This window comes from Paenibacillus cremeus (genome assembly GCF_007786445.1).
In the GTDB taxonomy this organism is placed as follows: domain Bacteria; phylum Bacillota; class Bacilli; order Paenibacillales; family NBRC-103111; genus Paenibacillus_G; species Paenibacillus_G cremeus.
Genome location: NZ_VNJI01000062.1, coordinates 1 through 18,768 on the forward strand (window position 1 = coordinate 1; position 18,768 = coordinate 18,768).

An 18,768-nucleotide genomic window follows, 5' to 3' on the forward strand; every position below is an offset into this window, starting at 1 on the left:
TTCCGAGAAAACGTGGCTCACCACGTCCTGTATCTGCAACAGCAACAGAAATTGAATCTTTTGATACGTCTAAACCAACAAATTTTGTGTAATCCTTCATAATAGCGGCTCCTTTCGAATGTAGCTCTGCATTTGGTTTTAGTAGAATCCACTACACATTGTTACCAAATGTAACCTACGCTAAGCGAATGGGGCCGCCTCGTTCATTATGACTATCGGGCAATATTACTTGACTTGCACGGATGTACACATTTACAAACCATATGTGAAGACAAGGTACTAATGGTCAAAGAGAACAAAGCATCTGTTAAAAATAAGTGGAACTTCCCTTCTGGAAGAATCGAGTATGGCGAAGATCTTCTAGATGCAGCTCGTAGAGAAGCAAAAGAAGAAACTGGATTTGATGTTAGACTTACAGGCACAACCGGCATTTATAATTTTATTAGCAGTTCAAATCATCAGATTATTTTATTTCATTTTCTTGGTGAAATAATAGGGGGCTCCCTTCAATTAGATGCAAGTAAGATAATTTGATTCTAAGTGGATAGCTTGCGGATTTGTTACTTCCAAATATAATTGAGCTACGAGATGACGTTAGTGAAAAGGGAACACCGGCTGCTGTGCAGTCGATGATCCCTTTTTTACTTAAGCAACTGCAGGGAAATTTATTAATTCGACCACTTAACTACCCAATAGGCATAGAAGACTAGAATACCAATCATTCCCGATAGTCGACGAGTACAATGGATGGTAAGATGTAGCCATTAAGTTAGTATTCTTCCAGTAGACTGGGGACTTCGAGTTGTAACAATAAGTTCCAGATGGGAGTATTTAAAATACCTGACGAAGTATATGTTACGAAGCTCCTATGTTTGACGGCAACGAAGGTAATAGAAGAAATTGTATTCTAATAGAAACTAGAACAAAATATTCGCCCCATTGTTTTACTTAATAAAAATATCATAGGGGAGAATGTGTAATGGTATCTTATTTGAACGACGTCGTAATGATTAACCAACCTACAAGTGCTTACTATGCCGACTCAGGAACAGTTGTTGGCGGTGACGGAAACGGAAACATTGACGTCGACGTAATTTATCTAGGAAACCACGTTAAGGTTACGCTTCCAAGCACAAATGTAGTTGAACTTAAGAATAGCAAAGGTGACATTAGCGACCAAGCTAAAGCTACATATATTGATGCTATCCAAGGTGGAGCTAAAGAAGGTTGGACTAAGTACGGCATCCTCCCTTCCTTGACAATAGCCCAATCAATCCTAGAGTGTTATTGGGGAACAAACGATTTGGTTAACCAAGCTAACAACATCTTTAGTATCAAGAAAGGCTACGACTGGACGGGCGAAACTGTTACAGTAAATGCCGACGAGTTCATTAACGGTCAGTGGGTTAAAGAAATGTCGGAATTCCGTAAGTATCCTACATTGAAGGATTCCATCTTAGATCACTCTAAATTCCTAACTTCTACACGATACAAAGCAGTAGTCAACGAGAGCAACTACAAAAAGGTGACAAAAGCCATCTACGACGCCGGCTATGCAACAGACCCACTGTACACGCAAAAGTTGATGGCACTTATTGAACAATATGACTTGACTAGATTTGACCCTGTACATGTGAAGCCACCCAATCCACCTACGGCATTCCCTAATGACCCATCGCCGTTGGGAAATCCGCAGTCGGTAATTACGCCTACTCCTACGCCTATTAAAACGATAACGCCTTCACCTGCATCGACGACGCCAACTCCTAAAAAACCTATGCTTAAAGGTGACATCGTAAACGTCGATAAGGTTAAAGAAGTGGTTCAGGAGGCTATTCAATCGGCTCCAGCTAGGTCATTTACCGATGTATCTTTCGATAATTGGAGTTCAAAAGCTGTAGAACTTGCTGCGAAAATAGGCTTCGTTTCTGGGTATCAAGACGGTTCTTTCCATGCTGACCAATCGGTAACTCGTGCCGAATTCGTAACAATGCTAGTTAAAGCGTTGGGGATTTCGTCAAAAGGTTCGGATAACTTTGCCGACGCTCAGGGAAGCTGGGCAGCAGCTGCTATCTCGACTTTGAAATCGAATGGTATCATCAATGGTTACGATGATGGTACGTTCAAGCCGAATAATCAAATCTCCCGCGCTGAAATTGTTGCGATCCTAGTTAAAGTTATGAACTTGAGTCCTGCAACGGGTAACTCAAAGTTCAATGACACTAAGGGGAGCTGGGCTGAGGAGGCTATTAACCAACTTGCTAACGCTGGAATAATCGGCGGTAAGGAAAACGGTAAATTTGATCCTAATTCCAATTCATCTCGCGCTGAAGCGGTTACGATGGTTCTTCGAGTATTGAACGTTAACCTAGGTCTTGATTTCAATGTGTAAAATAACCAATAAGATTACACGCAATGTGTCAATCCTTTCAAGGCTAGAGACGCGGTTTATAAACTTCGGACCAAAGGGACCGTCTAAAAAACGCTTGTTAGAGAAGTAACTTATGTAACCGACAGGAGTTGCCCGAATAAAATCTGGTTCGCGGCTTTTTGTGCTGCGTTTAGGATATAGTGGCAGTTTTATAATAGATTCGTTTTAGAACGTGATAAAACAACAGTGTACACGACTGAATGAACAAATAGATCGGGAATGAGTACAGAATCGACCACTGTTTATAAATAAAAAAGTGAATATACGGCGTCGTGGTAAACCACTCGAAAACAATGCCTACAAAGGAGCATGCCGTTATGTAGAGCAGGATGTACATGCCTCGGATATTCCATTTGTCATAGAGATATACAAACACATAGGCAAACGGGGCGTAGAGGATGTAGCAAAAAAAATCGAACAGCTCATAATCGCCGGTATCCATCACATCGTAGAAGTCAATTTGAGGCCCCGCTAACGAGTGGTCAACGATCCGGGAAATGCCGATCGAAAAGGACAAGATTAGAATGGTCACGGAGGTAGGAAACCGTTTGGGCAGCAACCACAACAGGAGGATTAAAATGATAAGAAATCCAATGACAAGCAGCTCGTTTTGATCAAATTTAGTAGGCAGCGGAATCAACATTGCAGTAATCCTTCCTTAAGCAGAATTCGGCTGTAAATCAGTTGGGCTGTGTAAGCAAGGCCAACGAAGAAAGCCCAGGCGAGCATGGATCGCCCGATGTTCCAGTGCTGATAGGTTAGCACCTGCGTGAAGACTAGCAGCGCTTCAACCCCAGTGAGAAGTCCGGTCCAAAACGCAGCGAGAAGCAGCTTTTTGAAATTGGTGCGCGCGGAATTAATGGCTTCGAGAAAAAACAGGAGCAATAATGGGAGTACCACGATTTCCGTCAGTCTAAAGATGATAAATTGCGGAGTGTTCTTGGCAACGACAAGCCGCTGAGCATTATCGGCAATGACGGAGACATAGCTGGTGAGACTGTATTCGATCACTAGCCATGTGAACATGAAAACAAATGCATGAGTATGCTTGGTCATTAAGATAAACGAGAGGAGCAAGATAAGCGTAAATGAAATATAAAGGGCTAAAGGTTGCATGGTTTGCCTCATCCCGTGTTCGTTGTGAATGTTGTATGCATAGTATTTCACGGGAAGATGGGATTATTCACCAATTCAGGTGACATTCGGCGGGCTAACCCCATTTCATCGTCACGACTGGTTGTAGGCCTTCTCCTGAAAAGGGTTATTCGCGGCTGCAGCTAGAATAGCTTTGGCCTTATCGCTGGCCCAGCTCTCGGAACGTTTAGGGCGGTGGCATGCGATTCTGTCCAATCCAGCATTAAGTACAGTTTTAGACGTTGGAAATTCCCCTCACGGGATTAATATCTCCCATGGGTACGATCGTTCTACCCCGGCTGCCCGTATTAAACTCCTTAACGAAAAAGAGTTCAACCAGTAAAAACTGCATGAACTCATAATACGACGGATACGATAGCTTAGAGCTTCCGCAAGGACAGCTCTTCTTTGATGTTCATTAAAGTAACGAGCAGGATTGCACAATGACGGTGTTGAATATGATTTCAAATGCGCATGTCGAGGTGAAAAAATGGAGATTCGTATTTTGAATTCAAAAGATGCTGAAATATATCGTGAGTTAAGGTTAAAGTCTCTGAAGGAAAATCCTGAGGCATTTTTGACTACCTATGAACTTGAGAAAGACAAACCAATTGAGCAATTACGAAGTAATCTCATTGCTTCTGATAATCGATTTACTTTAGGCGCTTTTATCAATAGTGAGCTCATTGGTATCGTAACTTTTGTAAGGGAAAGTAACCCCAAAATCGTACATAAGGGCAATGTCTATGCTATGTATGTTTCACCAAAATTTCGTGAAAAAGGAATAGGTAAATCCTTGGTTCAAGAATTGGTTATTAAGGCGAAACAGTGTGATGGTCTTGAACAGATTAACCTCACAGTCATCTCAAATAATAACGCGGCAAAGCGACTTTATGAAACTATCGGTTTTGTAACTTATGGAACAGAGCGGAATGCCCTAAAGACTGGATATCAATATTGGAATGAAAATTTAATGGTCTTACGATTGAACTGAAGGAATCGATAGCAACAAAGACACCTTGCCAAATCCAATTAGGAAGAGCTGAAAAGGCAATAAAAACTTTAGCTTTATCACAACGCAGCCAACGGTTTGATTAATAATAAGGAGTTGGTAGCTTAATTAGATATCTCTTGAACGCAAGAACGCCGATCCGGAAGTCTCCAAGGATGGGAATGGTTACTTGCAGGTTACTAATGGAATGTTTCTTAACTCCTTTAAAAATGTCCGATTCTTATATATAGTAAGAGTAAGAGCGTAAATAAGCCAAAGGAGTTTAGAAAAATGGAAAAACGACCATACGGTCGAACTGGCAGAGAGTTCCCCATTTTGAGCTTCGGGGCGCAGAGGATCGTCGACGGCCATAACTGCACTGAAGACGAGGCTATTGCTATCGTAAATCGCGCCATTGACGAAGGAATCACCTATTTCGATACCGCGCCGTCCTATTCGCAAGGACAGTCTGAAGAAAGACTCGGCAAAGCGTTCGGCATACGCAGAAATCAAATATGGATTACAACCAAAACCAAGGACAGGACGAGAAACGGATCTTTGAAGCTACTTGAGGAAAGTCTAAAGAGACTTCAAACCGATCATGTTGAAGAGTGGCGTCTCCACGATGTAAGAACGATGGAGGAGCTTGACCGAATTTTTGCCGATGACGGCGCCATAAAGGCGTTAGTCGAGGCCCGGGAGCAGGGATTGGTTAAGCATCTCAGCATCAGCGGACATATTAACCCGCGCGTCCAGCTCGAGGCGATCGAACGGTTTCCGTTTGACAGCGCGTTGGTACCGCTTTCTGCTGCGGACCATTTTATTTACAGCTTCGCCCATGAATTTGTTCCGAGGGCTAATGAAAAAGGGGTAGCCATCATAGCGATGAAGGTGCTCGGTCTCGGACGATTGGGCGATTGGTACGATCAAGCTTTGCGATACGCGTTTTCGCTGCCGATATCCACGGCTATCATTGGTATGGAGTCTATGGAACAGCTGGAGAAAAACCTGGCAGTTGCACGCAGCTTTGAACCGATGACAGATATTGAGAAACTGAATCTGTTTAAAGAAATCATGCATATGACCAAGCCGGAAATTTTACGGTGGAAAGCCAAGGATATGTCGAATGCCGTAGAATGGAATTTTAGATAAGGAACGGAAAAAGGATACTGATTGCAATGTTTTTATTTCAGAATGAACGGGGAAGGTAGGGAAATACTCATGGTAGAGCATTTTGTTTTTTTTAAATTGCAAGAGGACACGAAGGAAGAGGATAAAAAGAAGATTGTGGAAACGCTGTACGGATTGAAGGAAATCCCCGGAATCGTTGAATTTTCTGCAGGTTTGAACCATTCCCAAGAAGGAAAAAGTAGAGGTTTTGAAGTCGGCATGCGCATCGGTTTTCAGAATCAGGCCGCGCTTGACGCTTATTTGCCTCATCCGATCCACAAGTCGGTAATTGGTCAAGTGAGAGGACATTTCGCTGATAGCTCTTTTGTATTCGATTATACATGGTAAGTTGATAGGCATAACGAAGCAATTCTATAAGCTGCAGTTAAGCAAATATGTAAAGGTTAAGAAAAAACGTCAGCCGAACTACAGCCTAGCTAACCGAGCCATTGAGAAGGAGCTGCAGGTGATGTGCGGTGATCAAGGCATCGGCAGGGTGCGCTACAGTCCGATCGGCGGCGGAATCTTACAGGCAAATACACGGAGGTCATTCCGGAGGGCAGCCGTCGGGCGGATGAGTCGGCTGGAGGTTGTCCGAGGATTCCCGGCGGGATAATGCTTTCATATCGCGAGGCGAAGAAAAACAAGCACATACTCCTTTTTGGAGTATGTACTTGTTTTTTGTTTGCTTCTTTTTCGATAAGTTGTCTCAAGCTTATCATTGCTATGTAAAAAAAGATATCGAGATGTTCTTGTCGAAGGCAAAGTTAGCTGCTCCCAAAGCACCGCCGATGTCCTTAAACATAGATGTTTTGACTGCGGTTTCGGTACCTAACGCCCGCATCGCCCGTTGACGCATCACTTTCGTGGCTGTTTCCACAAATAGCGGGCTTGCGCTTGGCACTGTACCCCCAAGAATGAAGGCTTCAGGATTAAAGGTGTTAAGCAAATTAGCCATGGAGATCCCCAAGGAAGAGGCAGCGGTTTTCACCACTTCTACCGCAAGCATATCGCCTTGCTCGGCAGCGGCACAAACATCATGTATCTTAAGCGTTTGCAGATCAATAATAGGATCAAAATACACCGGATGGTCAGAAGAGCGTACCAGCTTGCGGTAATGCTGCTCCATCGCTGGGCCAGCCGATAGCGCCTGCAAGCATCCTTGGTTGCCGCATGGGCATAATGGGCCCTCCGGTTCGATCGTCGTATGTCCGATTTCACCGGCACCTCCCAACGAGCCGGACAGGAGTTGACGATCGATATAGATCCCCGCAGCAATCCCCATGCCCACGCCGATATAGATCATATTGTGATAATCCTGACCTGCGCCGTACCTGCATTCGGTTAAGCCACGAGCACGGTGTCGGTTGACGACAACGGTCGGCCAACCAATTTCCTTGCGAATCAGCTCCGCGACATGCACATTGCGCCAATCCAAATCCACGGCACTCCGAATAATACTATGTCCTGCATCGACCAACCCCGGCACACCAAGCCCAAGCAGAGGAACGGGCTTCGGTTCCAGACCTTCCACGAACTGAGTAATTTGAGAAGCTAACGTCTGAAACGTGGCTTCGGGATCAAAGGTGTTCACCGGAATTTTTACCGACTTCACCACGTTGCCCAAGAGGTCGAAGGCTCCCAGTGTCCAGGTTTTATTATCCAAATCCGCTCCGATAATAGTGCGTGAGCGCGGAACAAGCTCAACGGTTGTGGCCGGACGGCCTTTGGTTATCTGCCGGTCGTCCGTTTCATAGACTAGATTGTTTTCAATCAGCTCCGCAATCGAGATGGAAATCGTGGCACGGCTTAAGCCGGTAACACGGGTCAGCTCTATTCTCGACATGCTGCCGTGAACGCGCAGCGTTTGAAGTATGGACAGCTTGCTGCCTTTTTGGTCTTTAATATCCGTTTGATTCATCCAATGCACCCTGTCGTCAAAGATTATTCCAATTATAACATATAAAAAGTTGATGACAATAAAAAACAAGAAGTTAATTTAATTATTTACATAATTAAATTCCAGTGTTAAAATTTCCCTGAAAGACTTATTACTTGTAATTCTAAAAAAATACCGAATGGGGGCATCGAAATGTTATTTGGAATTCCGGCAATCCTTTCACCAGACTTGGTCAAAATCATGATGGAGATGGGCCATGGCGATGAGATTGTGCTGGCAGATGGTAACTTTCCGGCCGCTTCGAACGCTCAAAGGCTGCTGAGATATGACGGCCGCAACATCCCCGAACTGCTCCGAGCGATTCTCTCCTTGTTTCCTCTAGACCACTCAGTAGAAAGCCCGGCATCGGTGATGTCATTGCTTCCGGCAGATCCGACTCCGCCAGTTTGGGGTACATACCGGGAGCAGATCAAGTCGGTAAAACCAGATTTTATTCATTTTGAAGAGGTTGAAAGATTTGCGTTCTACGAGCGCGCACGGCGTGCATATGCCATTATTGCTACAAGCGACTCTTCTTTTAAGGGGAATCTGATTTTAAAAAAGGGAGTCGTCCGGGACCTGTGACGGGAAAACGAAGGAGGAGATGCGGCAATGAAACGAAGGAAATTAGGCTCTTCGGGACTCGAGCTTAGCGTGCTCGGTATGGGTTGCTGGCAATACGGAGGCGGTTCCTATTGGGGAAATCAGGATCAACAGGACGTCGACCAGGTCGTACACCAAGCCTTAGATATGGGAATCAATTATTTTGATACGGCTGAGGTATATAACGACGGAGAAAGCGAGCGCTCGCTAGGGCTTGCGTTGAAAGGGCGCAGGCATGAGGCGATCATCGGAAGTAAGATCAGCACGGCAAACATACTGCCGGAACAGCTGCGCAAGCACTGCGAAGACAGTCTTCAGCGTCTTCAAACCGACTATATTGATGTTTATATGCTACACTGGCCGGTTAATCCGCTGGCGGTCAAGCATTTTACGTCGGACCCCGAGCTTATCGCTAATCCGCCACAGGTTGCTGAAGTGTTCGAGGGGCTGCAGCGCTTGAAGCAGGAGGGCAAAATCCGTCACATTGGAGTCAGCAATCACGGTGTAAAGCAGCTCGGCGAAGTGCTGCAGACCGGTGCTTCGGTTGCAGTGAACGAGCTGGCGTATAGTCTGCTATCCAGAGCAATAGAAGAGGAACTGCTGCCTTATTGCAAAAACCAGGGAGTCGGTGTAATCGGTTACATGCCACTGCAGCAGGGCCTTTTATCTGGCAAATACCATGCGCTCGACGAACTCAAGCCGATCCTGGCTAGAACCCGCCATTTTCACCATTCGAGAGGGCTCGGTTCCCGTCATGGAGAAGAGGGGGCCGAACCGGAAATCACGCAAGCCTTGGACCAAATCAGGCTGCTGGCGGATGAATTAAACCTGACTATGGGTGTGCTATCCCTGGCATGGGCCATTTCGAACGAAGGGATTACGTCAACTATTGTCGGCTCACGCAACGCTGACCAGCTCATGGGAAATGCGCATGCCGCTCAAATCGAGCTTAGCGCGGATGTTTTGCGACGCTTAAACGAGATTACCCAGCCGGTGCTGCGCAAGCTGGGGAACAATCCCGATTATTATGAGAACAGGCACAACAGCCGGTCCTATTAAACGATAAACTGGGATATCATACCATGTCGAAAGATGCGAGATAAAAACTTATTTTGTCACATCTTAATTAAAATATTGACATATGTAAAGGTATAAACTAAGATAGAATCAATTAGTTGTAAACGTTTTCATTTCGTTTATTTTTGTTCATATCTAAGAAGAGGATGTGCTTTCATGTCAACCCAATCCATATCGTTTTCTGTATTTACGAAGCCTTGGAAATCGTTATCCGTGTGGGATTTGTGCACATACATTAAGGGAATGGGCTTCGATGGTGTCGAGTTTCCTCTCCGCGACGGCTTTCAGCTCGAGCCTTCCCAAGCCGCTCAGCTGCCCCGCCTCGTTCAGCAGTTTGCAGATCACGGCTTAAAAATCTTCAGTGTAGCCAGCTCGACCGACGAGCATATTTTTGCCGCCTGCGCCGAAGCCGGAATTCCCACGCTCCGTGTTATGCCAGCCATTAAGCACGAACATGGCGGCTATCTTGCATCGGAGCGCATAGCCCGCGAGCAGCTGGAGTCGATTCTTCCCCTGTGTGAAAAATATGGAGTTCAAGTCGGGGTCCAGCAGCATTACGGCAATTATGTAGTGGATTCGATGGGACTCAAGCACCTGCTGCAGGGCTTCGATCCGAAGGCTATAGGCGCGATTTGGGATGCAGCGCACGACGCGCTGGCCGGACAACAGCCGGAGCACGGTCTTGATATCGTGTGGGAGCATCTGTGTATGGTGAACTTCAAGAATGCGTTCTACCGCCGAATGAACGGACCTGAAGCAGAGCTCGCGGAGTGGAAGCCTTATTTCACATCCGGCCGCCAAGGGCTTGCATCGTGGCCAAGAGCGGCCGCCTACCTGCAGAAGCGCGGCTTCCAGGGTGTGGTTTGCTTAACCGCAGAATACCGCGATGAGCATGGCGTTGACCGTTTGATCAAGGAAGATATCGCTTTCGCCAAATCCTTATTTGAAAATCAAGCCTAAGGGGGAGCCATACCGTATGTCCAGTAAATTCAGAGTAGCGATCATCGGTGCCGGGCGAATGGCAAATTCAGTACATTATCCGTCGCTTGCATCCTTTGACGATGTCGAAATTGCCGCCATTTGCGATTTGTCTCCAAAAGCGTTGAACGAAACGGCCGACAAGTACAATGTATCCGGACGTTATGACGATTACCGCACCATGGTGCAGGAAGTGAAGCCGGACGCCGTTTATGTTATCGGTCAGCCCCACCTGATGTTCGACATCTGGATGTGGTGCCTGCAGCAGGGACAAAACCTCTACATCGAAAAGCCGCTTGGCATCACCATTCATCAAGCCAGGGCACTCGCATATACCGCTAAACAAAACAACTGCATCACTCAGGTCAGCTTTCAGCGCCGCAGTACCCCTATGGTAATGAAGCTGAGAGAAGAGTGTCTGAAGCGCGGACCGATTACCCATGCAGTATGCAAATTTTACAAATCGGAGATGAAGCCGTATCTTCAGGCCCGTGACCGGATGATGGACGATACCGTCCATTCGATCGATACGGTGCGCTGGATGTGCGGCGGGGAGGTTGTCAAGGTGGAAAGCACCACCAAGCGGGTCAACGTCCCGGATATCAATTTCATCTCCTCGACGCTGCATTTTGACAACGGTTCCACCGGTTATTTGATCAACAGCTGGTCCAGTGGCAGACGGATTTTCTCGGTCGAGATGCATGCCCCTAACATCTGCGCGGAAGCGGAGCATGAGCGCAAGGGCTTCTTGTATGCCGATGGCGACACACAGGGCGTCGAATATGATGCCCGGGAGATCGGCGAAGGGACGGAGCTTTACGAGTACGCCGGGTTCCGGACGAAGCATCGGGAGTTCATCGACTGTGTGAAAGCCGGGAAGCTGCCTTCGTCGCATTTTGGTGATGCGCTGAAGACGATGGAGGTAGCCGAAATTATTTTGGCTCAGGCTCTTCTGGAAGGAAGATGAGTATGGAGATTGCTAATGTGAAGGAAAAAGCAGTGGTTCGAACCTCGAGCAAAGCGTCCCGGCTAGGCCGGGATATGCTCCGGGTTTGGCAGCTGTACGTACTGATGGCTCTTCCGTTTGCCTATATTGTCATATTTAAATACGTGCCGATCTACGGCGCTCAAATTGCATTCCGCAATTTTTCAGCGAGCAAGGGAATCTGGGGCAGCACGTGGGTGGGCTTTGCTAACTTCATCCGTTTTTTTGAATCGTATGAATTCTGGAACATTATGTGGAATACGATCGCACTTAGCTTGTATCAACTGATTGCCGGTTTTCCATTCCCGATCCTGCTGGCGCTAAGCTTGAATTATGTCGCGCACCAGAAGTTCAAGAAGACGGTACAGATGGTCACCTATGCTCCTCATTTTATCTCCGTCGTCGTCATGGTCGGCATTATTTTTCAAGTGCTCGATCCGAGGATAGGAATTATCAACGTTATTCTCAAATGGTTCGGCTTCGACGCGGTCAACTGGTTGGGCGATGCCGGCTATTTCCGCAGCATCTATGTCTGGTCCGGCGTTTGGCAGAATGTCGGGTTCAGCTGCATTATCTACCTTGCGGCCCTCGCCGGCATCGATCCGTCTCTTCATGAAGCGGCCGTTGTCGATGGAGCGAGCAAGCTGCGCCGCATGTGGCATATCGACCTGCCAGGCATCCTGCCGATTGCAGTGATCCTGCTGATTCTGGAGGTCGGGCGGATGCTCGAAATCGGCTTTGAGAAATCGTTCCTGATGCAAAATCCTTTGAATCTCACCACCTCAGAAATTGTTGACACCTACGTGTATAAAGTGGGTCTCGCCTCCAACATTGTCAACTTCTCGTACTCCTCGGCGATCGGCCTGTTCAAAAATGCTATCAACTTGATTCTACTCATAGCCGTCAATCGTTTTGCTAAAAAACTGGGCCAGAGCAGCTTATGGTAAGAGAGGGGGGAGCCTATGAACACGAACATCAGAGAAGCGGCCGGCGACCGGATCTTTAATGTGGTTAACTATGTCATACTCAGTCTTTTTTTCCTGACTGTGCTGTACCCTCTCGTCTATATTGTAAGCGCTTCTTTCAGCTCAAGCGATGCCGTTATTTCTGGAAAGGTGTGGCTTTGGCCGGTTGACCCGGGCTTAAAGGGCTACAAAGCGGTGTTCGAGTACAAAGCGATCTGGACCGGATTTGGAAATTCATTGTTTTATACGGTTGTCGGCACGGTCATTAACGTCATTCTCACGTTAATAGCAGCTTATCCGCTATCACGCAAAGATTTTGTTTTCCGCAACGGTATCATGTTTATCTTTGTCTTCACAATTATGTTTTCCGGCGGCATTATTCCGAACTATTTGCTTGTCAAGGATTTGGGCCTTCTGGATACTCGTTGGGCCATGATTTTGCCGTCTGCGCTTAGCGTGTTTAACGTCATCATTACGAGAACCTATTTTCAAACGAACATCCCGCACGAAATGCTGGAAGCCGCTCAGGTGGACGGCTGTACGGACTGGAAGTTTCTTTCCCGCATCGTGCTGCCGCTTTCCGGTCCGATCATTGCGGTCATTACTTTGTTTTATGCTGTTGGCCATTGGAATTCCTATTTTAATGCGTTGCTTTATTTGAAGGATCGCAATTTGTATCCGCTTCAGCTCGTTCTGCGCAGTATTCTGGTTCAAAACCAGATTGATCCGAGTATGGTTACCAATGAAGAGGACCTCGTTGCCAGACAGGGATTGGCCGATTTGCTGAAGTATTCCCTGATCGTCGTTGCAACGGTTCCGGTTCTCATCATTTATCCATTTGTACAAAAGCATTTTGTTAAAGGAGTGATGATCGGTTCGATTAAAGGGTAACTAAAACTGCAACCAGTCGCCGCCTCATGGAAATTACGAAACTTACCATTTAGGGAGGGTCAAAAGACATGAGAAAAGCCGTAAAAACGGGATTCTCTTTGGGAATTGCCGCAGCGTTAGTATTGTCAGGCTGTTCAAAAGACACGGCAGCCCCGTCCGGCCAGGACAGTGGCACGAAGGATAGCACAACGAAGAGCACCGCGAAGGAAAGCGCAAACGCATCGAAGGTCAATCCGCCGGGCAAGTTCCCTGTCGTTAACGACAAGATCACGTTAAAGGTTTTTGTTGCCGGCAATGCCTTGGTCGAGAACTTTGACACCAACGGCTATACCAAGTGGTTGGAAGACAAGACGAACGTCCACGTGCAGTGGATTGTGGCGGATGTCAAAAACTACAAGGAGCAGCTGAACCTTGCCCTTGCAAGCGGCGATTTGCCGGATGTCATCATGAACGTAGGCGTCTCTCCGGAGCAGCAGATGATTTACGGCGAGCAAGGCATCTTCGTCTCGTTTACGGATCTCATCGAGAAATACGGCGACAATACCAAGAAGATCTTTAAAGAGATGCCGGAAGTGAAGGACGCGATTACCGCACCCGGCAACAAAATTTACAGCTTGCCTTATATTAATGACTGCTTCCATTGTTCCATGGATTTCAAGATGTACGTCTTCAAGCCATGGCTGGATAAGCTGGGGCTGAAAGAGCCGACAACGACCGAGGAATTTTATCAAATGCTGAAGGCGTTTAAGGAAAAGGATCCGAACGGCAACGGCAAGGCGGACGAAATCCCTCTGGTCGGCGGTATCGTCAGCGGTGGAGGCGTGTCCAAAAATGCGATCGACGTGTGGATCATGAACTCGTTTATTTATGACGACGGCGACAAGCGCATGCTTGTGAAGGATGGCAAAATCGACGTTGCATACAATAAGAACGAGTGGAAGGACGGCCTGAAATTTATGAACCGTCTCTTCAAGGAAGGGCTTCTGTCGAAGGAGTCGTTCACGCTGGACAAAGACGGGTTGAAAAAAATCGCCGAGAATCCGAATATTGCCATCGCCGGCGCCATCCCGGCTCACTCGCCATCGGACATGACAATCGTCGAAGGCCCGAGCAACCGTTGGCTTGACTATCAGCCGATTGCACCGGTGAAAGGACCGAACGGCTATCAGAAGACGACCTGGCTGGCGTACGATAAAATCCGTGGCGGCAACTTCATCATGACCAGCGCTGATAAATATCCCGAAGCGACTATGCGCTGGGCGGACTTCATGTATGATTTTGAGGCGAATCTGTACTCCAACTTTGGCGTGAAGGGTTCTTCCTGGGATGATGCCAAGCCGGGAGATAAAGGCCGTGACGGTGATCAAGCCAAATACCGTCTGCTCATTCCGTTTGGTCGCGTGCAGAATGAATCGTGGGCGCAATACGGCTTGAATTTCCGGACCGACAAGGATTGGTATGCGGGTCAGGCGGTGCTCAAGCTGCCGGATAAAGAAAAGATGTACTACGACATCACGAAAAAGAATTACGAACCTTATAAGCCGAAAATCGATGAAATCATGCCTCCATTATTCTTTGCTCCCGCAGACGCTCAGCAGCTGGCGGAGCTGGATAAAACGATCAACGATTATGTAAGAACGATGACGGCCAAGTTCATTATCGGCGAAGCGGATATCGACAAAGATTGGAGCAACTACGTAAGCACGCTCGATAAGATGAACTTGAAGAAATATATAGAGATTTACCAAAAAGCACTAGATGGCAAAAAGCAAAAATAGTCTGCTTCGATGTAGTCACGGCTACGGCTAGGAAGAAAGGGGCACGAGCGTTTGCGGAAAATTCTCGTTTTGATTCAAAATGATTTGATCTCTTCCTTTTTTAGTGAACAGACCAAGGCGGAGATCGAAGCGCTGGGCGAAGTGGAATGGAATCCGTATGACCGGGCATTGACGGAAGAAGAGCTGATCGCGCGCATTCCGGGCGTGTATACGCTCATTACCTCGTGGCGGACGACTCCGGTGACGGATGCGGTGCTGGACGCTGCGGATGAGCTGAAGCTGGTCGCGCATATGGCCGGCTCCATCCGCCCGGTGTTTCCGAACTGGTCAGTCTATGACCGGGGAATCCGGGTGCTCAACAGCAATTTTGCGATCGGCGTGTCGGTCAGTGAAAATGTATTGGCATTGATTCTGGCTCTCGGACATAAGATATTGCCGGTGGACCGTGAAATGAAGCAGGGATTGACCAAAAAACACGTCGGCATGGAAACCTTTGAGCTGCGGGGCAAAACGGTTGGATTGGTCGGCCTCGGTATGGTCGCCCATGAGGTGATTAAGCTGCTGAAGCCATTTGGCGTGAAGGTACTGGGCTATGATCCGTTTGTCTCGGAGGCGAAGGCCAGTGAGCTGGGTGTGCAGCTGGCACCTCTGAATGAGCTCATGGCAAAGTCGGACATCATTTCACTGCATGCTCCGAAGGTGCCGGAGACCTACCGGATGATCGGCCGTGAGCAGCTGGCGCTGATTAAGGACGGCGCTCTGTTTATCAATACGGCTCGCGGAGACCTGATTGATGAATCCGCACTGCTGGAGGCACTGAAGCAGGAGAGATTTTCCGCTGCACTTGACGTGTTCGAGGTTGAACCGCTGGCGGCGGACAGCGAATTCCGGCACCTGCCCAACGTGATCGCCAGACCGCATCTGGCCGGTGTCAATCCGGACTCCCGGCTGCGGATCGGCAAGCTGATGGTGGAAGATATGCGTAGATTGTATCAGGAGGAGCAGGTGCTATTCGAGGTCAAACGGGAACAGCTCGCTATCATGACCTAGTGGGACAATCCCAAGTCGTAACGTTCGTGTATGTTTTTTAGCTTCAGTTTGAGTTAAAGCACTATGCGGCTTGCTTCCTTGCAGGCCGCTATAATTTTGGCTTGTACTTAATTCAAATCTATATATATGTCAAAGGGAATCTAAATAGGGAGATGGTACGGATGAAGCCTTATGATATTTCCATTGAAGGCATTAAACTCTATTATTTGCCCATCGAAACCCGGGTCCCATTGAAATTTGGACCGGAGGTGCTCACCCATGTCACCTGCGCCAGAGTGTGTATACGAACCACAAACCGGCAGGGGAAAAGCGCGGAAGGCTGGGGAGAAACGCCGCTCAGCGTACAATGGGTGTGGCCCAGCTCGCTGAGCTACGAGGTTCGTGAACGGGCGCTGAAGCAGGTTTGCGAGCTGATCGCCAAGGATCTGGCGAATTGGAAAGAGCAAGGGCATCCTTTTGAACTGGGCTACCGCTATCAAAAGCAGCGTCTGCTTGACCTTGTTGATCGATTTAACGCCGTTTCCGGCTTACCGGAGCCTGTGCCTTATTTGGCGGCGCTCGTTTGCTTTTCTCTATTCGATCTCGCACTCTATGACGCCTATGGGCAGACGAATGAGGTCCCGGTTTATCAAACCCTGAACGGGCAATATATGAATGCCGATCTTTCAGCGTATTTGAAAGCAGCGGATGACTGTGATGTTTCCTTTGCGGGCTTATATCCGGAGCATTTTTTTCAAATTCCACCTGAAAAAGCGCTGCTCGCGTGGCATCTGGTCGGCGGTAAGGATAAGCTGTTTGCCCATGAGCTCACGGGCGACGAGATTAATGACGGCTATCCTTACACGCTGGAGGATTGGATCGAACGCGACGGCTTGAAATGCTTGAAAGTCAAGCTGGCCGGCAATGACTCGGATTGGGACTATAACCGGCTTGTTGATGTAGGCCAAATCGCTCTGAAGCGCCAAGTGACATGGCTGACAGCCGATTTTAACTGCCAAGTAACCGACTGTGCTTATGTCAATCAGATCTTGGATCGATTAATGGTGGAGCATCCGGACATTTATAAAGCGATCCTGTATATTGAGCAGCCGTTCCCGTATGATCTGGAGGCGCATCGCTTGGATGTTCGCAGTGTTAGCGCCAGAAAGCCGCTCTTTATGGATGAAAGCGCTCATGACTGGGAGCTGGTGAAGCTGGGGCGTACGCTCGGATGGACTGGGGTGGCGCTGAAAACGTGCAAGACGCAAACCGGCGCTCTGCTCAGTATGTGTTGGGCCAAGGCTCATGGAATGACGCTGATGGTACAAGATCTGACCAACCCGATGCTGGCGCAAATTCCTCACGTGCTCCTGGCTTACCATGCAGGAACGATTATGGGGGTGGAGACGAACGGGATGCAGTTTTATCCAGAAGCTTCGTCTTTCGAAGCGCGTGTTCATCCCGGCGTATACAATCGGCAGCAAGGAAAAATACGGTTCGACAGCGTAAAAGGGTACGGCTTCGGCTACGATTTGGCGGCAAGCTCCAGACCATTACCTGATCCGGCGGTAAATCTATAGCTGTGGGAAGGGTGACGTCATCATGCAGCGGAAATTGAACATTGGGATGATCGGCATGGGAAATATGGGTCAGCATTACTTGGAACTGCTAGCCAAGATGCCGGGCTGCCAGGTCGTATCCATTTGGAGCCAAACGAACGAGAAGGTTCGTAAGCTTTCTTCTAAATATCAGGTGCAGGGCTTTACTGATCTATCGGCTATGCTGGATGCGGGCAATCTGGATGCTGTCATTGTTGCCACTCCTCACTACCAGCACACCCACATGTCCATCGAGGCCCTGCAGAGAAAGCTGCATGTTTTAGTGGAAAAGCCGGTTGCGGCGCACTTAAAAGATGCCTGTCGGATGGTGAAAGCGCATGAGCAGCAGAAGCAGGTTCAACCGGACCTCGTTTTTGCAGCCTTTTATCAGCAAAGAACAACCAAACACTGGATCAAGATGAAAGAGTTCATTTCCTCTGGACGGCTCGGGAAGCTCATGCGATTTTCCTGGATCAATACCAGCTGGTTTCGGCCTCAGGCCTATTATGACATCGGAAACTGGCGCGGTACCTGGAAAGGGGAAGGAGGGGGAGTACTGTTAAATCAGTGTGCCCACAACATCGACCTGCTTTGGTGGCTGTTCGGGATGCCCGCTGCAATTACGGCTACGGCTTCCTTTGGAAAGTATCATCACATTGAGGTGGAAGATGAGGTCCATTCTATCCTGGAGTATCCCAGCGGCCTGATGGGCAGCTTTATTGCCTCGACCTCCGAATGTCCGGGTACCGATCGGTTGGAGATTGTCGGTGAGTACGGCAAGCTGGTGTGTGAGAATAAAAAGATTAGCCTTTACCTTAATTCCTCTTCGGCTCTAGACTATATTCAAACGTCTCAGGAAGCGTTTGGGATAGTGCAGCATGCGTTGACGGAGATCGATCTGGACAGAGACGAGGACACGGGCCATGAAATCATCTTGTCGGATTTCCTTCAGTGCATCACCGAGCGCAAGGCTCCGCTTATTCCTGCTGCGGAGGGCTTACATTCGTTGATGATCATTAACGGTATGGTGTTGTCTGCACTTGAGGGCTGCAAGCAGTATTTACCGATTAACGCGGATAAATATGAGCTCAAACTGAACCAATTGATTCAGAACTCGACCTACAGCAAACCGGAAATCGACACCAGTGCCATTAACGTGGATATAAAAGCTTCTTTTCATTAAATCGATCAGGAGGGTT

General features: G+C 47.9%; 19 protein-coding genes. 16 read left to right on the top strand and 3 right to left on the bottom strand.

Annotated features, from left to right (window positions below):
* The first annotated feature begins 282 nt into the window (after window positions 1-282).
* Together FPZ49_RS30780 and FPZ49_RS30785 are read left to right on the top strand one after the other, a co-directional pair.
* The gene (locus tag FPZ49_RS30780; protein WP_144854180.1) at window positions 283-534 is read left to right on the top strand and encodes an NUDIX hydrolase; all 252 of its coding nucleotides are present in this window, start codon (window positions 283-285) and stop codon (window positions 532-534) included.
* Between the two features lie 445 nt (window positions 535-979).
* A complete protein-coding gene (locus FPZ49_RS30785) occupies window positions 980-2,392 on the top strand; it encodes an S-layer homology domain-containing protein (RefSeq protein ID WP_144854181.1) in 1,413 nt (470 codons plus the stop codon).
* Window positions 2,393-2,561: 169 nt separating this feature from the next.
* On the opposite strand, the gene FPZ49_RS30790 is transcribed toward FPZ49_RS30785, so the two are convergent.
* Window positions 2,562-3,074, bottom strand: a complete 513-nt coding sequence (locus FPZ49_RS30790; RefSeq protein ID WP_144854182.1) for a hypothetical protein — start codon at window positions 3,072-3,074, stop codon at window positions 2,562-2,564.
* Window positions 3,068-3,547 (bottom strand): hypothetical protein, encoded by a 480-nt coding sequence (locus tag FPZ49_RS30795; protein ID WP_144854183.1) that lies wholly within the window; start codon window positions 3,545-3,547, stop codon window positions 3,068-3,070. Before FPZ49_RS30795 ends, FPZ49_RS30790 begins: the two co-directional genes overlap by 7 nt.
* A 523-nt stretch (window positions 3,548-4,070) precedes the next feature.
* On the opposite strand from FPZ49_RS30795, the gene FPZ49_RS30800 reads away from it, so the two are divergent.
* From FPZ49_RS30800 to FPZ49_RS36180, 4 genes are all read left to right on the top strand, one after another.
* Window positions 4,071-4,559, top strand: coding sequence for a GNAT family N-acetyltransferase (locus FPZ49_RS30800; RefSeq protein WP_261381701.1), 489 nt, complete (start codon window positions 4,071-4,073; stop codon window positions 4,557-4,559).
* 288 nt (window positions 4,560-4,847) lie between these two features.
* Entirely contained in the window at window positions 4,848-5,708 is an 861-nt protein-coding gene (locus FPZ49_RS30805) for an aldo/keto reductase (RefSeq protein ID WP_144854185.1), read from the top strand.
* 69 nt (window positions 5,709-5,777) lie between these two features.
* Complete coding sequence (locus tag FPZ49_RS30810) at window positions 5,778-6,074, top strand: Dabb family protein (protein ID WP_186446203.1); 297 nt, start codon at window positions 5,778-5,780, stop codon at window positions 6,072-6,074.
* A gap of 1 nt (window position 6,075) precedes the next feature.
* On the top strand, window positions 6,076-6,342 hold the full coding sequence (locus FPZ49_RS36180; RefSeq protein WP_186446204.1) for an aldo/keto reductase: 267 nt from the start codon (window positions 6,076-6,078) through the stop codon (window positions 6,340-6,342).
* Between the two features lie 108 nt (window positions 6,343-6,450).
* Here FPZ49_RS36180 and FPZ49_RS30815 read toward each other — a convergent pair whose 3' ends face one another.
* Window positions 6,451-7,647 carry an ROK family transcriptional regulator gene (locus FPZ49_RS30815; RefSeq protein ID WP_144854187.1) on the bottom strand — a complete coding sequence of 399 codons (1,197 nt, stop codon included), beginning with the start codon at window positions 7,645-7,647 and terminating at the stop codon, window positions 6,451-6,453.
* A gap of 171 nt (window positions 7,648-7,818) precedes the next feature.
* Here FPZ49_RS30815 and FPZ49_RS30820 point away from each other — a divergent pair, with 171 nt between their 5' ends.
* The 10 genes from FPZ49_RS30820 to FPZ49_RS30865 all read left to right on the top strand — a co-directional run bounded on the left by FPZ49_RS30820 (window position 7,819) and on the right by FPZ49_RS30865 (window position 18,752).
* Complete coding sequence (locus FPZ49_RS30820) at window positions 7,819-8,250, top strand: RbsD/FucU family protein (protein WP_144854188.1); 432 nt, start codon at window positions 7,819-7,821, stop codon at window positions 8,248-8,250.
* A 27-nt stretch (window positions 8,251-8,277) separates the two neighbouring features.
* On the top strand, window positions 8,278-9,327 hold the full coding sequence (locus tag FPZ49_RS30825) for an aldo/keto reductase (protein WP_144854189.1): 1,050 nt from the start codon (window positions 8,278-8,280) through the stop codon (window positions 9,325-9,327).
* 174 nt (window positions 9,328-9,501) lie between these two features.
* The gene (locus FPZ49_RS30830) at window positions 9,502-10,305 is read left to right on the top strand and encodes a sugar phosphate isomerase/epimerase family protein (protein ID WP_144854190.1); all 804 of its coding nucleotides are present in this window, start codon (window positions 9,502-9,504) and stop codon (window positions 10,303-10,305) included.
* Between the two features lie 16 nt (window positions 10,306-10,321).
* Window positions 10,322-11,290 (top strand): Gfo/Idh/MocA family protein, encoded by a 969-nt coding sequence (locus FPZ49_RS30835; protein WP_144854191.1) that lies wholly within the window; start codon window positions 10,322-10,324, stop codon window positions 11,288-11,290.
* A gap of 2 nt (window positions 11,291-11,292) precedes the next feature.
* The gene (locus FPZ49_RS30840) at window positions 11,293-12,255 is read left to right on the top strand and encodes an ABC transporter permease (RefSeq protein WP_186446205.1); all 963 of its coding nucleotides are present in this window, start codon (window positions 11,293-11,295) and stop codon (window positions 12,253-12,255) included.
* Between the two features lie 15 nt (window positions 12,256-12,270).
* Entirely contained in the window at window positions 12,271-13,164 is an 894-nt protein-coding gene (locus FPZ49_RS30845; protein WP_144854192.1) for a carbohydrate ABC transporter permease, read from the top strand.
* A 68-nt stretch (window positions 13,165-13,232) separates the two neighbouring features.
* Window positions 13,233-14,942: an extracellular solute-binding protein gene (locus FPZ49_RS30850; protein ID WP_144854193.1), complete on the top strand. Its 1,710-nt coding sequence runs from the start codon at window positions 13,233-13,235 to the stop codon at window positions 14,940-14,942.
* A 51-nt stretch (window positions 14,943-14,993) separates the two neighbouring features.
* Entirely contained in the window at window positions 14,994-15,992 is a 999-nt protein-coding gene (locus FPZ49_RS30855) for a hydroxyacid dehydrogenase (RefSeq protein WP_144854194.1), read from the top strand.
* Window positions 15,993-16,153: 161 nt separating this feature from the next.
* Window positions 16,154-17,551 carry a mandelate racemase/muconate lactonizing enzyme family protein gene (locus FPZ49_RS30860; protein ID WP_186446206.1) on the top strand — a complete coding sequence of 466 codons (1,398 nt, stop codon included), beginning with the start codon at window positions 16,154-16,156 and terminating at the stop codon, window positions 17,549-17,551.
* Between the two features lie 22 nt (window positions 17,552-17,573).
* Window positions 17,574-18,752 (top strand): Gfo/Idh/MocA family protein, encoded by a 1,179-nt coding sequence (locus tag FPZ49_RS30865; RefSeq protein ID WP_144854196.1) that lies wholly within the window; start codon window positions 17,574-17,576, stop codon window positions 18,750-18,752.
* The last annotated feature ends 16 nt before the right edge of the window (window positions 18,753-18,768 follow it).

Coding starts and splice junctions, on each gene's coding strand:
- FPZ49_RS30805 (WP_144854185.1), top strand. CDS start 4,848: ATGGAAAAACGACCATACGGTCGAACTGGCAGAGAGTTCCCCATTTTG.
- FPZ49_RS30795 (WP_144854183.1), bottom strand. CDS start 3,547: ATGCAACCTTTAGCCCTTTATATTTCATTTACGCTTATCTTGCTCCTC.
- FPZ49_RS30810 (WP_186446203.1), top strand. CDS start 5,778: ATGGTAGAGCATTTTGTTTTTTTTAAATTGCAAGAGGACACGAAGGAA.
- FPZ49_RS30825 (WP_144854189.1), top strand. CDS start 8,278: ATGAAACGAAGGAAATTAGGCTCTTCGGGACTCGAGCTTAGCGTGCTC.
- FPZ49_RS30835 (WP_144854191.1), top strand. CDS start 10,322: ATGTCCAGTAAATTCAGAGTAGCGATCATCGGTGCCGGGCGAATGGCA.
- FPZ49_RS30840 (WP_186446205.1), top strand. CDS start 11,293: ATGGAGATTGCTAATGTGAAGGAAAAAGCAGTGGTTCGAACCTCGAGC.
- FPZ49_RS30790 (WP_144854182.1), bottom strand. CDS start 3,074: ATGTTGATTCCGCTGCCTACTAAATTTGATCAAAACGAGCTGCTTGTC.
- FPZ49_RS30830 (WP_144854190.1), top strand. CDS start 9,502: ATGTCAACCCAATCCATATCGTTTTCTGTATTTACGAAGCCTTGGAAA.
- FPZ49_RS30785 (WP_144854181.1), top strand. CDS start 980: ATGGTATCTTATTTGAACGACGTCGTAATGATTAACCAACCTACAAGT.
- FPZ49_RS30820 (WP_144854188.1), top strand. CDS start 7,819: ATGTTATTTGGAATTCCGGCAATCCTTTCACCAGACTTGGTCAAAATC.
- FPZ49_RS30860 (WP_186446206.1), top strand. CDS start 16,154: ATGAAGCCTTATGATATTTCCATTGAAGGCATTAAACTCTATTATTTG.
- FPZ49_RS30850 (WP_144854193.1), top strand. CDS start 13,233: ATGAGAAAAGCCGTAAAAACGGGATTCTCTTTGGGAATTGCCGCAGCG.
- FPZ49_RS30780 (WP_144854180.1), top strand. CDS start 283: ATGGTCAAAGAGAACAAAGCATCTGTTAAAAATAAGTGGAACTTCCCT.
- FPZ49_RS30845 (WP_144854192.1), top strand. CDS start 12,271: ATGAACACGAACATCAGAGAAGCGGCCGGCGACCGGATCTTTAATGTG.
- FPZ49_RS30815 (WP_144854187.1), bottom strand. CDS start 7,647: ATGAATCAAACGGATATTAAAGACCAAAAAGGCAGCAAGCTGTCCATA.
- FPZ49_RS30865 (WP_144854196.1), top strand. CDS start 17,574: ATGCAGCGGAAATTGAACATTGGGATGATCGGCATGGGAAATATGGGT.